The sequence below is a fragment of the Rhodocista pekingensis genome, assembly GCF_042665545.1.
GTDB lineage: Bacteria > Pseudomonadota > Alphaproteobacteria > Azospirillales > Azospirillaceae > Rhodocista > Rhodocista pekingensis.
In genome coordinates, this window is the sequence record NZ_JBHTCM010000015.1 from 57,010 (window position 1) to 69,639 (window position 12,630).

General features: G+C 70.2%; 12 protein-coding genes. 3 read left to right on the forward strand and 9 right to left on the reverse strand.

Features of this window, described 5'->3' with window-relative positions:
• Positions 1-14: 14 nt before the first annotated feature.
• From sufU to ACFQPS_RS14370, 9 genes are all read right to left on the reverse strand, one after another.
• Positions 15-497 (reverse strand): Fe-S cluster assembly sulfur transfer protein SufU, encoded by a 483-nt coding sequence (gene sufU / locus ACFQPS_RS14330; protein WP_377359902.1) that lies wholly within the window; start codon positions 495-497, stop codon positions 15-17.
• Positions 497-1,795, reverse strand: coding sequence for a cysteine desulfurase (locus ACFQPS_RS14335; RefSeq protein ID WP_377359903.1), 1,299 nt, complete (start codon positions 1,793-1,795; stop codon positions 497-499). Before ACFQPS_RS14335 ends, sufU begins: the two co-directional genes overlap by 1 nt.
• A 4-nt stretch (positions 1,796-1,799) precedes the next feature.
• A complete protein-coding gene (gene sufD / locus ACFQPS_RS14340) occupies positions 1,800-3,119 on the reverse strand; it encodes a Fe-S cluster assembly protein SufD (RefSeq protein ID WP_377359904.1) in 1,320 nt (439 codons plus the stop codon).
• 13 nt (positions 3,120-3,132) lie between these two features.
• Positions 3,133-3,891 carry a Fe-S cluster assembly ATPase SufC gene (gene sufC / locus ACFQPS_RS14345; RefSeq protein WP_417715207.1) on the reverse strand — a complete coding sequence of 253 codons (759 nt, stop codon included), beginning with the start codon at positions 3,889-3,891 and terminating at the stop codon, positions 3,133-3,135.
• A 100-nt stretch (positions 3,892-3,991) separates the two neighbouring features.
• Positions 3,992-5,473, reverse strand: a complete 1,482-nt coding sequence (gene sufB / locus ACFQPS_RS14350; protein WP_377359905.1) for a Fe-S cluster assembly protein SufB — start codon at positions 5,471-5,473, stop codon at positions 3,992-3,994.
• A 28-nt stretch (positions 5,474-5,501) separates the two neighbouring features.
• Positions 5,502-5,990, reverse strand: coding sequence for an SUF system Fe-S cluster assembly regulator (locus ACFQPS_RS14355; protein ID WP_377359906.1), 489 nt, complete (start codon positions 5,988-5,990; stop codon positions 5,502-5,504).
• Between the two features lie 283 nt (positions 5,991-6,273).
• Entirely contained in the window at positions 6,274-7,263 is a 990-nt protein-coding gene (locus ACFQPS_RS14360; protein WP_377359907.1) for a hypothetical protein, read from the reverse strand.
• Between the two features lie 28 nt (positions 7,264-7,291).
• Positions 7,292-7,747: a phage holin family protein gene (locus ACFQPS_RS14365; RefSeq protein WP_377359908.1), complete on the reverse strand. Its 456-nt coding sequence runs from the start codon at positions 7,745-7,747 to the stop codon at positions 7,292-7,294.
• A complete protein-coding gene (locus ACFQPS_RS14370; RefSeq protein ID WP_377359909.1) occupies positions 7,744-8,817 on the reverse strand; it encodes a hypothetical protein in 1,074 nt (357 codons plus the stop codon). The genes ACFQPS_RS14365 and ACFQPS_RS14370 overlap by 4 nt, the downstream gene beginning before the upstream one ends.
• 831 nt (positions 8,818-9,648) lie before the next feature.
• Here ACFQPS_RS14370 and ACFQPS_RS14375 point away from each other — a divergent pair.
• The 3 genes from ACFQPS_RS14375 to ACFQPS_RS14385 are packed head-to-tail and all read left to right on the forward strand — an operon-like array spanning position 9,649 to position 12,630.
• A complete protein-coding gene (locus ACFQPS_RS14375) occupies positions 9,649-10,278 on the forward strand; it encodes a hypothetical protein (RefSeq protein WP_377359910.1) in 630 nt (209 codons plus the stop codon).
• A 4-nt stretch (positions 10,279-10,282) separates the two neighbouring features.
• The gene (locus ACFQPS_RS14380) at positions 10,283-11,086 is read left to right on the forward strand and encodes a response regulator transcription factor (RefSeq protein WP_377359911.1); all 804 of its coding nucleotides are present in this window, start codon (positions 10,283-10,285) and stop codon (positions 11,084-11,086) included.
• The gene (locus ACFQPS_RS14385; RefSeq protein WP_377359912.1) at positions 11,083-12,630 is read left to right on the forward strand and encodes a sensor histidine kinase; all 1,548 of its coding nucleotides are present in this window, start codon (positions 11,083-11,085) and stop codon (positions 12,628-12,630) included. The genes ACFQPS_RS14380 and ACFQPS_RS14385 overlap by 4 nt, the downstream gene beginning before the upstream one ends.

Below are 12,630 nucleotides of genomic sequence, written 5' to 3' on the forward strand. Positions count from 1 at the left end.
TCCCTTCCTTCTTCTCAGAAACCCGCGCTCTCGCTGGATGCCTTGCCGTCGCCCTGAAGGGCCGCGTGCATCGTGTGCCAGGCCAGGGTCGCGCACTTCACCCGCATGGGGAATTCGCGCACCCCCGACAGCACCTGCAACTTGTCCAGGGCCTCTTCGTCCACGGGGCCGTGCGTGCCCCACTGGTCCTCGTCCTTGGTGCACATGTCATGGAAGCGGCCGAACAGCGCCTCGGCCTCCGCCACCGGTTTGCCCTTCAGGATCTCCGTCATCAGGCTGGCGCTGGCCTGGCTGATGGCGCAGCCGCGCCCGTCGAAGCCCGCGTCCGTGATGACGCCGTCGTCGCTGACCGTCAGATAGACGGTGATCTTGTCGCCGCACATCGGGTTGTCGCCCCGCGCGGTGCGGTTGAAGGCGGCCGGCCGGCCGAAGTTGCGGGGATGCCGGCCGTGGTCGAGGATCACTTCCTGGTACAGATCGCGCAGATCGTCGAACATCAGCCGAAGAACTCCTTGCAGGCCCGCACCGCGTCGGCCAGCGCCTCCGCCTCGGCCTCGGTGTTGTAGAGCCCGAAGGAGGCGCGGGCCGTGGCGCCCACCCCGAACCGGTCCATCAGCGGCTCGGCGCAGTGCTGGCCGACCCGCACCGCCACGCCGGCCCGGTCCAGCAGCGTGCCGATATCGTGCGGATGGATGCCGTCGATGGTGAAGCTGATGATGGCCGCCTTGCCGGGGGCGGTGCCGACGACGCGCAACCCCTCGATCCCCGACAGCCGGTCCATGGCGTGGGCCAGCAGGCGCTGCTCGTGCGCCAGGATGGCGTCCATGCCCAGCGCCGTCACATAGTCGATGGCGGCGCCCAGTCCCACCCCCTCGATGATCGGCGGGGTGCCGGCCTCGAAACGGTAGGGCGGCTCGCGGAAGCTGGTGCCGGCGAAGCTGACGGCGCTGATCATGTCGCCGCCGCCCTGCCAGGGCGGCATGGCCGCCAGCAGCTCCGGCTTGGCGTAGAGGGCGCCGATGCCGGTCGGGCCATACAGCTTGTGGCCGGTCATGACGTAGAAGTCGGCGTCGATGGCCTGCACGTCCACCGGCATGTGGACGGCCGCCTGGCTGCCGTCGAACAGCACCGGCACGCCCCGCTCATGCGCCATGCGGGCGATCTGGCGGGCCGGGTTGACGGTGCCCAGCACGTTGCTGGCATGGGTGACGGCGAGCAGCCGGACCGCCGGATCGCGCAGGAGGCCCTCCAGCGCGTCCAGGTCCAGGCTGCCGTCGTCCAGCACGGGCACGACCTTCAGCGCGATGCCGGTCTGCACCTGGAGCAACTGCCAGGGCACGATGTTGGCGTGGTGCTCCATCTCCGACAGGACCACCACGTCGCCCGCCTTCAGGTGGGCGCGGCCCCAGCTCTGGGCCACCAGATTGAAGGCTTCCGTGGCGTTGCGGGTGAAGACGATGGTCTCCCGCGAGGGCGCGTTCAGGAAGCGGGCCAGCCGGTCCCGCGTCGCCTCGTAGAGGTCCGTCGCCCGCTGTGAGAGGAAATGGACGCCGCGGTGGACGTTGGCATAGTCCTCCTCCAGGAAGCGGGTCATCGCCTCGATCACGGCGCGCGGCTTCTGGGCCGAGGCGGCGTTGTCCAGATAGACCAGCGGCTTGCCCGGCCGGCCCGGCTTCTCGTGGATGCGGCGGGTCAGGATCGGGAAATCCTGCCGCACCCGCGCCACATCGTAGGGCGCGTTGTGGTCGTGGGCGGGCGGGGCCGTGGTGCGATGATGGGCGGCGGCACTCGTCATGGTGTCAGCGTTCCCCCAGCCAGCCGTGGATGGCGGCCTTGAAGTGCTCGCGTACCGCCTCCACCGGGATCTCCTCCAGCGCCTCGTCCAGGAAGGCGGCGATCAGCAGGGCGCGGGCGCGCTCCAGCGGCAGGCCGCGGGAGCGCAGGTAGAAGAGCTGCGCGTCGTCCAGCTCGCCGGCGGTGGCGCCGTGGCTGCACTTCACGTCGTCGGCGTAGATCTCCAGCTCCGGCTTGCTGTCGATCTCCGCCTGGTCGGACAGCAGCAGGGCCCGGTTCAACTGGTAGCCGTCGGTCTTCTGCGCGTCCGGCCGGACGATGATCTTGCCCTGGAAGACGGCGCGGGCCTGTCCGTCGATCACGCCCTTGACCACCTCGCGGCTGGTGCCGCGCGGCTTGGCATGGTCGATCAGGGTGGTGATGTCGGTGTGCTGCGTGCCGCGCACGGCATAGGCGCCGCTGATGCGGCAGGTGGTGCCGGTGCCCTCCAGCACGCTGCGCCCCTCGTGCCGGGAGAGCGCCGCCCCCAGGTTCAGGATGAAGGTGTCGTAGGTGGCGTCGCGGCCGACATGGGCCGTGGTCGTCGCCAGATGGATGGCGGACAGGCTCTCCCGCTGGATCTTGTAATGGTGCAGCCGGGCGCCGGCGCCCAGCACGATCTCCGCCACGACATTGCTGAAACAGGCGGCGCTGCCCAGCCCGACATGGTGCTCGATGAGGGTCGCCTCGGCGTTCTCCTCGGCCAGGACCAGGATGCGCGGGTGCCAGGCGGCGGGCAGGCCGTCGTCATTGCTCAGGAAGACCAGCTCCACCGGACGCGGCACCACCGTGCCGCGGGCCAGCCGCAGCACGACGCCGTCCGTCAGGAAGGCGAGGTTGAGCGCCAGCAGCGGGTGCGCGTCCAGGGTCGCGGTGCGGCCCAGATGCTCCGCCACGCCGTCGGGCGAGCGGACCAGCGCCTCGCCCAGGCTCTCCAGCGTGGCGCCGGGGGGCAGGCCGCCGGTGTCGGACAGGTCGGGCCGGTAGCGGCCGCCCAGGAAGACCATGCGGTGGCTGCCGCCGCCCGGCGCCACGGTCGGGATGGACGCGGCCGGGACGGGGGCGGTCAGCGCCGGGGCAAGGCCGAAGCTCTGCCGCTCCAGCGGGCGCAGGCTGGTGAACTTCCAGGATTCCTGCCGCGGGGTGGGGAAGCCGGTCTTGACGAAGCGGTCCAGGCCGGCGGCGCGCAGCTCGTCCAGCCAGGGCAGGCCGGCACCGGGAAGCGTCGCCGCGTGCGCCTTGAACTGGTCAACGTAGCTCTGGATGGCGGGGGTTTCGGATGCCATGGCGGGTGCGTCCTCAGGCCGCCTCGTTCACGCCGAACTCGGCATAGCCCTTCTGCTCCAGCTCCAGCGCCAGCTCCTTGCCGCCGGTCTTCTGGATGCGGCCATGGGCCAGCACATGCACGACGTCCGGCACGATGTAGTCCAACAGGCGCTGGTAGTGGGTGATGACCAGCATGGAGCGGTCGGGCCGGCGCAGGCTGTTCACGCCATCGGCGACGATCTTCAGCGCGTCGATGTCCAGGCCGCTGTCGGTCTCGTCCAGGATGGCCAGCTTCGGCTCCAGCACCGCCATCTGAAGCACCTCGTTGCGCTTCTTCTCGCCGCCGGAGAAGCCGACATTGACGGCGCGCCGGATCATCTCGTCCGTCATGTTCAGCGCGCCGGCCTTCTGCCGGATCAGCTTCAGGAACTGCATGGCGTCCAGTTCCTTCTCGCCCTTCGACTTGCGCAGGGCGTTCAGCGCCTCCTTCAGGAAGGTGGTGTTGCTGACGCCGGGGATCTCCACCGGGTACTGGAAGGCCAGGAAGACGCCGGCGGCGGCGCGTTCCTCCGCCTCCTTCGCCAGCAGGTCCTCGCCATCCAGCAGCACGCTGCCCTCGGTCACCTCATAGCCCTCGCGGCCAGCCAGCACGTAGGAGAGCGTGCTCTTGCCCGACCCGTTGGGACCCATGATGGCATGCACGGTGCCCGGCTCGATCGTCAGGTCGATGCCCTTGAGGATCGGCTTGCCGTCCACGGTGGCGTGCAGGTTCTTGATTTCGAGCAGCGGCATTTCTCTGGTCCCCGATCGCGGCCCGGTGGCCGCAGCGTTTCTTCGACGGTTGCCCGGACCGACGCCGGGCCTCATGGGTTTGTTGGAAGGGGCGGGCGGGTCAGCCCACGCTCCCTTCCAGGCTGATGGCGACGAGCTTCTGGGCCTCCACCGCGAACTCCATCGGCAGCTCCTTCAGGACCTCCTTGCAGAAGCCGTTGACGATCAGGCCGACCGCGTCCTCCTCCGCCAGCCCGCGGGAGCGGCAGTAGAAAAGCTGGTCCTCGCTGATCTTGGCGGTGGTCGCCTCATGCTCGACGCGGGCGCTGCGGTTGCGGTTCTCGATGTAGGGCACCGTATGGGCGCCGCAGCGGTCGCCGATCAGCAGGCTGTCGCACTGGGTGTAGTTCCGCGCCCCGTCCGCCTTCGGCAGGATCTTCACCAGACCGCGGTAGGTGTTCTGCGCGCGGCCGGCGGAGATGCCCTTGGAGACGATCGTCGAGCGGGTGTTCTTCCCGATGTGGATCATCTTCGTGCCGGTGTCGGCCTGCTGCATGTTGTTGGTGATGGCGACCGAATAGAACTCGCCCACCGAATTGTCGCCCTGGAGGATGCAGCTCGGATACTTCCAGGTGATGGCCGATCCGGTCTCCACCTGCGTCCAGGAGATTTTCGAGTTGCGGCCGCGGCAGGCGCCGCGCTTGGTGACGAAGTTGTAGATGCCGCCCTTGCCGTTCTCGTCGCCCGGATACCAGTTCTGCACGGTGCTGTACTTGATCTGGGCGTCGTCCAGCGCGATCAGCTCGACCACCGCGGCGTGGAGCTGGTTCTCGTCGCGCTGCGGCGCCGTGCAGCCCTCCAGGTAGCTGACATAGCTGCCAGCGTCCGCGATGATCAGGGTGCGCTCGAACTGGCCGGTGTTCTTCGCATTGATGCGGAAGTAGGTGGACAGCTCCATCGGGCAGCGCACGCCCTTCGGGATGTAGACGAAGCTGCCGTCGGTGAAGACGGCGCTGTTCAGCGTGGCGTAGAAATTGTCCGAATAAGGCACGACCGAGCCCAGATACTGGCGCACCAGTTCGGGGTGGGTCCGGACCGCCTCGGAGATGGAGCAGAAGATGATGCCCTTCTCCTCCAGCTTCTTCTTGAAGGTCGTGGCGACGGAGACGCTGTCGAACACGGCATCCACGGCCACGGCCGGGATGTCGCCCGCGCCCTCCACGCCGGCCAGGATCTCCTGCTCGCGCAGGGGGATGCCCAGCTTCTCGTAGGTGCGCAGCAGCTCGGGATCGACCTCGTCCAGGGACTTCGGCTTCTCCGTCACCTTCGGCGCGGCGTAGTAGTAGGAGTCCTGGAAGTCGATGGGCGGATACTTCAGCATCGCCCAGTCCGGCTCCGTCATGGTCAGCCAGTGCCGGTACGCCTTCAGCCGCCATTCCAGCAGCCACTCGGGCTCCTGCTTCTTGGCGGAGATGAACCGGATGATGTCCTCGTTCAGCCCCTTCGGCGCCATCTCCGATTCGATGTCGGTGAAGAAGCCGTACTTGTACTTCGTCTCGGTCAGGTTACGCACCTGGTCCAGGGTCTGATCCGTGGCCGCCATGTCTCTCCTCCGAACCCCTTCGTTTCCGTCAGCCGGCCAGTGCCGCGCGCCGCACCTTGTCCTCGGACCGGGGATCCTTGGACAGGGTGGGGGCGATGCCGAAGTCCGGTATGGACGGTAGTGCCATGTCGGCCAGCGTCACCCCTTCGAGCGCGCGGCGCACGGCTTCGTTCACCTTGTCCCAGCTTCCTCGGCGGGGGCAGAGCGACTGCACCCCGCAGGCGCCCTCCGCCCCGTCCACGCAGTCGGTCAGCGCGATCGGGCCGTCGATGGCCTCGATGATCTCCGCCACGTTGACCTCCCCGGAATCGCGCAGCAGGGCGTAGCCGCCCGCGGCCCCGCGCTGGGAGGCCAGGATGCCGCCGCGGGCAAGCTGCTTGAGCAGCTTCTGCACCGTCGGCACCGGCAGGCCCGTGCGCTCGGCCACCGAGGCGGCGGTATGCACCGGCGCGTCGCTGCGCGCCATGGCGGTCAGAACCACCACGGCGTAATCCGTCAGCTTGCTGAGCCTGAGCATCCGCCCTCCCGTTCCGGCGGGTCCGCTCCCGCAGGCCCCGGGAAGGGCGCTCCGGAAATCGGACCAAACTGGTACACATTAAGTGCGACCATATGGACCGGAAGTCAAGGTCCCGGGCCCGGTCCCCCATGCATCCCCGCGGCGGGAGCCCTGCACCCGGAGGGGGCGGGACGCCCGCCCGGACGGACGCGAAGATAGCGCGATCCCCCGACAAGGAAAGGGCCCCGTCCGACGTTGCCGGCGGGGCCCCGATGGGTCGGGAGCGATGCGGGGGAGGGGGCCGTCAGCGGCTGCCGGCGTCCTCTTTGCTCCGGCTCGTATCTTTGCTCCGGGTCGTATCGTCGGCCCGGCTGCCGGTCAGGCCGCGCTCGTCCGCTTCGCGCTCCGCGGTCTCCCGGGCGGCCTCGACACCGGCCTGGAGCGCGTGCCTGGCCACGTCCGTCGCATCCCGGGCCGTTCCCTCGCCGCGCTGCCAGAGATCGTCGGCAAGGCTGTCGCGGTAGCGGCCCAGCCATTCATCCTCGGTCCGGGTGGAGGGCAGAGTGGCCCCGACCGCGGCCCCCAGGGCGAGGCTGAGCAGTCCCGCGGCCAGCGGATGCTCCTCCACCATGTCCCAGAAGGACTCGGTGGCATAGCCGGCGCGCTGGCCGGCATCGTGCATCAGTCCGCGGGCGCGGCCGCTCGCGCGGTGGCTCCAGGAGTCGCCGCCCTGGAAGTCGCCGCCCTGGCCGGCGCCGTAGCTCGCATAACTCGATCCGGGGCCGTAGCGGTCGTCCCCGTACAGATCCTCGTCGCGCGAATCATAGTCGGCGATGCTGTCGTAGCCGGTGCCCGTGTCGATGTTCCGGCCTGAGCGGCCGGAGAAGCGGTCGCGGGCCTGACCCATCGCGTCCTCGGCCCGGTGCCGCGCCTGCTCGAAGCGCTCGCCGGCCCGTTCGCGCAGATGCTCCGCGCCTTCGCGCAGGCTGCTCATGGCCTGGCCGATCCGGCCCCCGTCCTGATCGTGCATGCCGCGGGAGCGGTCGCCGGCCCAGCGGCCGGCGCCACCGAAGGCGGACCCGCCCTGGCCGTAAGGGCCCGTCTCCGTCGCCCGCAGGCCACCGGACAGCAGCATCCAGCCCACCCCGATGCCGATCAGGGCAAGGGGCACGGTGTTGTCCTGGAGCAGCCCGCCCTGGGCCTGCGCCTCGTAGCCGTGGTCGTCGCGGCCGTACAGTCTGTGGTCATTGTCGCCGAAGCTCCGGGCGTAACCGCCCTGGTAATCATAGCTCATCTCGCTCCTCCCTTGGCCGGTGCGGCCGTCAGCGGCCGATCTGGGCCTTGGCCCAGCGCCCGTCCTCCTTCAGCGTCTCCACCGTCCGCCGCGGTTGCAGGTTGTCGGCCGACAGCCTGCTGCGGCCGGACAGCACCATGATCCCACCGATCAGCAGCACGGCGCCGCCGACGATCAGGGCCGCGGCCCAGGGCGGTACGACGTTGGCGAGTGCCAGTGTCGCCGACAGCAGCAGGAAGATCAGGCCGAGGAAGCAGACCGCCCCGCCCACCGCCAGACTGACGGCGCCGCGGGTGGCCTGGGTCGCCTTCTCAGCCAGTTCGGCGCGGGCCAGTTCCACTTCCTTGCGGACCAGATCGCCCGTCTCCTGCGCCAGATCGGTCAGCAGGGCGGTCAGGGGACGCTCATCGCGCCCCGCGTCGGGTCGGCCGGCAGGATCGAACCCGTGCGCTCCGGACTCGCCGTGTGCGCTTTCCGTGCTCATGGCTTGCTGCTCCCCTGCGAGGTGGTCGGCTTCTGCGAGGACTGTCCGTTCTGGGCAGCTTCCCGCTTTCCACCGGTGCCGGTCGGGTTGGCGGAACTGCCGGTCCCCGCGCCGGAGGGCGTCGCCCGGCCGGAACTGGCCGTCGCGGTGCCGCCGGTCGTCTCCGACGCGCCGGTGCCGACGCGGCTGCTGCCGGTATCGCCCAGCCCGCCCGCACCCGTGCCGCCCGGAGCCGTGCCCTGGCCGCCGGCGCCCGCGTCCATGGGCGCGGTCGCTCCGACCGGGCTTTCGACATTACGTCCGCGCAGGCCGTCGGCGGCCGGATAGTGTGCATACTCGTCGGCGCGCGACGACCGGGTGCGCAGGGTGCGCGTCCTCTCGTCCATGCCGCCGCCGGCGCCGTAGTTGCCCACGTCATCGCCGGCGGTGGGATTGTAGGCGCGGCCCCGCAGGCCGCCCTGGCCGCTGGAACCGGACCATCCACCCGAGCCACCCGAGCCGGCGCCGTAGGACACCCCGGCATGGGACGAGCCCTGGCCGGACATCCGCGCCCGGCGCCGCTCGCCCGAGGCGCGCAGGAACCGGCCCAGCGCCACCCCGGCCAGCATGGCACCGCCGATGAACATCTCCGGCTGGCGGCGGGCGAAGGTCTCCGTCCGCGACAGCAGATCCTCGAAGCCGTACCGGTTCACCTGCTCGGCCAGATCCTCGATCCGCTCGGCGGCCATGCCGACATAACGGGCCGGGAACCCCTGATCCTGCTCGTGGAGCTGCTGCTCCGTCTGCCGCAGGGCGGAGGCAATACCCTTGATCTGATCGGCGGCGAAGGTCTGCTGCCGTTCGTACTGGCCGCGCACCTTGGCTCGGGCTGTCTCTGTCAGCCGTTCGCCCGTCTCCCGGGCCCGTTCCGACAGCTCGTGGGCCATGCCCCCCGCCGTCGCTCCGCCCTTCATGTCGGACCCGTTGCCAGCGGACCCCTTGCCCGCGGCCGTCTGCCCGCTGCGGGTCCGGTCGGTCGTCTCCTGCGACCCGCCCTGGGGCGTCGAGCCGGTCCTTTCGCCCATCGCCATCTTCAGGCCTCCTCGTTCCGGTGGTCGGCCGCCGGGCTCGCGCCGGACAGGCGCCGGATGGCGCCGCACGGTCCCCGACGGCCGACGGATCGCCCCGACAACAGGATGTCCGGGGTTTCGTTCCGGAGCCGGGGACCCGGCTCGGGAGGCATGCCCCGGGCGGATGACCGCTGCGGTGCATCACGGCGCCGGTGCGGGTTGACCCCCGGGGTTCCGGGGCGCACGCTGTGCCTGTGCCGAGGGGAGCGGAGGTTTCCTGAGGCCACCACCCGGCGGGTCGCAAGACCGTCGGAAACGCGGCTGGATTTAGAGCGGCAGGGTCCCCGCCCATGTGCGGTTGAAAGCGATCCCAGCCCATCCGGCTGAAGCCTGAACGGCGTGAGGGCGGGAAGTGGCTCCACTTCCCGCCCTCGCCGTTTCACCGGCATGCCGGCAGATCCCGCAACCCGCGCTGGATACGGCCATCCCCTGACGCCCGGCAAATGACGCCCGGCAAACAACCCGCAAAGAAGATACAAAATCTTTCTATCTATGCGGCTCTGCCCATACTCCGAAATACAGGGGCGGTGACCGGATTTCATACTCCGGTTGCGCGGCAACCCAACTGTTCGGGGGCTAAGAAGGGGTAGTGGCCGGTTTTCTTAATCCTCGGTTCATCATCCAGGCCAATTTTGGCCCTAGAAAGACTGCAAAGCGGGCGCCTTCCTGTCACGCTCCTCTTACCTGATGGGGTATGATCCCCGTCGGTCAGGCGGGTGACCGGCCTGTGCCGGGTCTCCGGTGTCAGGACGGGACGGCGGACCGGTATCCTTCAGCGGGGGAGTCCCTCCAGTGACGCATGCGGCTGGCCTCAGCGGAACGGTGGCGATCGGGCGGGTCCTCGGGGCCGGTTCCGGCGTTGCCGCCGGCCCCGGTCCGTCCCGCCTGGCTCCGGGCCGGGGCGCGGACGGGCTGCTGACCGGGGCCGTCTGCCTGCTCGCAGCGGCGGTGCTGCTGGTGAGCTGTGCCGACCCCGGCGCCCGCCCCCCGGCGCCGCCCCCGGTGGCGCTGACGGTTCCGGAGCCGCCCCCGGCACCGCCCGCCCGGGTTCCAACCTCGCCCGTGCCCCGGCCGAAACCGCCGGTGCCGGTGGCGCAGCTTGCCGGCGTGACGGCCCTGCCGGGCCCGCCGGCAGCCCCGCCGCACCTCCAGGAGGCGTCCTTCGATCCGAAGACCCTGGTGGGCCTGACCGAACAGGAGACGATGCGCCTTCTGGGGCAGCCCTCCTGGACCGAGGAGATCCCGCCGGCCAAGACCTGGCGTTACGCCAACGACCGGTGCGTCCTGCGCGTGTTCTTCTTCATGGAGATGACGACGCGCGACTTCCGAACCCTTTCCTATGAACTGACCAGTACGGACGACCAGCCCAATGTCGCTCAGCAATGCTTTGCCGAACTCGTCGCCCAGGCCTGGCACCCCTGACCGCATGCCGGCCCCCATCGCCCGCGTCGCCCTGGTGGACGACGACGACCTGTTCCGGGAATCCCTGGGCATGAACCTCACGGACGAGGGGTTCGAGGTCGTGCCGTTCGACCGCGGCCACACCGCGCTCGACTATTTCGCGGGGGGCGGCACCGCCGACCTGATCCTGCTGGACTGGCGCATGCCCCGGATGGACGGGATCGAGACCCTGCGCCAGCTCCGCGCCCGCAGCATCGACATCCCGGTGATCTTCCTCACGGTGCTGTCCGATCAGATCTATGAGGAGACGGCGCTGACCGGCGGTGCGGTGGACTTCGTGGAGAAGTCGCGCTCGCTGCCGATCCTGCTGAAGCGGATGCAGCTCATCATCCAGGGCCGCAAGCCGATGGGGGAGGAGGGGCCGGGGGCCCTGTCCGCCGCCGCGGACGCCAGCGCCGCCGGCCAGATGTTCCGGCGCGGGCCGCTGGAGCTGAAGCTGGAGGTGGCCCGCGCCTTCTGGGCGGGCAGCCGCATCGATCTGACGCTGACCGAGTTCAACATCGTCAAGCTGATGTCCACCCGCGCCGGCGAGGACGTGTCCTACCGCGACCTCTACGACCTGGTGCATGGCAAGGACTTCGTCGCCGGCTACGGCCCGGCCGGCTACCGGGCCAATGTCCGCGCCTTCATCAAGCGTATCCGGCACAAGTTCCGCGCCGTCGATGCCGGGTTCGACGAGATCGAGAACTATCCCGGCTTCGGTTACCGCTGGTCCGACCGGCACCCGGCCGAGTATGTCGGCGGCACCGGTGGCCGGGACCGCGCATGAGCCGATCCGGCAGGGGCTGGCGCGGCGTCGGCCGCTGGCTGCTGCGCTCGCTCGCCGGCCGGCTGGTGCTGGTTTCGGTCGTCTTCCTGGCGGTGCCGCTGCTGATCTACGAGCAGTTCCGCAACGCCGATGCGGAGAAACAGCTCCTGCTGCTGCGCAGCGCACAGCAGCAGGGCCAGCTCATCGCCCGCGCGGTCGAACCGCTGCTGGCCGGGCTGGACGGTCCGTCGCTGGCCGGGCTGGGCCAGACCCTGACCCGCTTCGCCGACGAGAACACCCGCGTGCGCGTGCTGCTGCGGCCCAATGCGCCGGGCGGCGGCACCGGCCGCGGGTTCTACTATGTCGCCTCGGCCCCGGCGGTGCCGACGGCCATGCTGGACCTGGAGCGCGAGCGGCTGATCGAGCAGGGCGTGCTGGTCCGGCTGGCCGCCTCCTGTGCCGGCGACCAGGCGCTCGCCATCCCGGTGCCGACGGAGAAGGGCGGGGTGGAACTGCTGACCTCCATCACCCCGATCAAGACGGAGATGGGTTGCTGGGCCGTGGTCACCTCCCACGCCGCCGCCGCCTATCTCGGGCTCGGCATGGGCCAGCCCTACTGGCGGACGCCGGAGGTACAGGCCGCGGCCCTGGTCTACATCGCCATGGCGGCGCTGGTGCTGGTGCTGCTGCTGGAGGTCTGGCGCAACCTGCGCCGCTTCGGCGAGCTGGCGCGCGACATCGTCATGCACCGCGGGCCGGCCAGCAGCTTCTCCGACCAGAACACCGTGCCCGAACTGGAGCCGGTGGCCGAGGATTTCGACCGGCTGGTGGCGACCCTGCACAGCTCCGCGGTCAATCTGCGCCGCGCGGCGGAGGACAACGCCCATGCCTTCAAGACGCCGATCGCCGTGATCCGTCAGGCCGTGGAGCCGCTCAAGCGCCTCATCCCGCCCGAGGATGTCCGCGGCCGCCGGGCCATCGACATGATCGAGGGATCGGTCGAGCGGCTGGACGGGCTGGTCTCCTTCGCCCGCCGTATGGACGAGACGGCGGCCGACCTGCTGGAACCGCCGCGTCAGCGCGTGGACCTGTCCGCGCTGCTGGAGCGGGTCCTGCTCGGCTACCGCAACCTGCTGGAGGAACGGGGCGTGACGCTGCTGCCGCGGATCGAGGGCGGCCTCGTCGTGCGGGCGGGGGAGGAGCTGCTGGAGACGGTGATCGAGAACGTGGTGGACAACGCCCTCAGCTTCTCGCCCGCCGGCGGGAGCATCCGCGTCGTCTGCAAGCGGGAGGGGGCGCGCATCCTGCTGTCCGTGGACGATGAGGGGCCGGGCGTCGATCCGGCCAACATGGAGAGGATCTTCGAGCGCTACTTCAGCCAGCGCCCCGGCGCTTCCGGCACGGCTCTGGCGGAGCCGGCCGGCGCACGGCCGGACGGCATGCCCCACTACGGCATCGGCCTCTGGATCGTCCGCCGCAACGTGGAGGCGGTGGGCGGCCGGGTGGACGCGGAGAACCGGCCGGAGGGCGGCTTCGGCATCCGCATCCGGCTGCCCGCCGCCTGA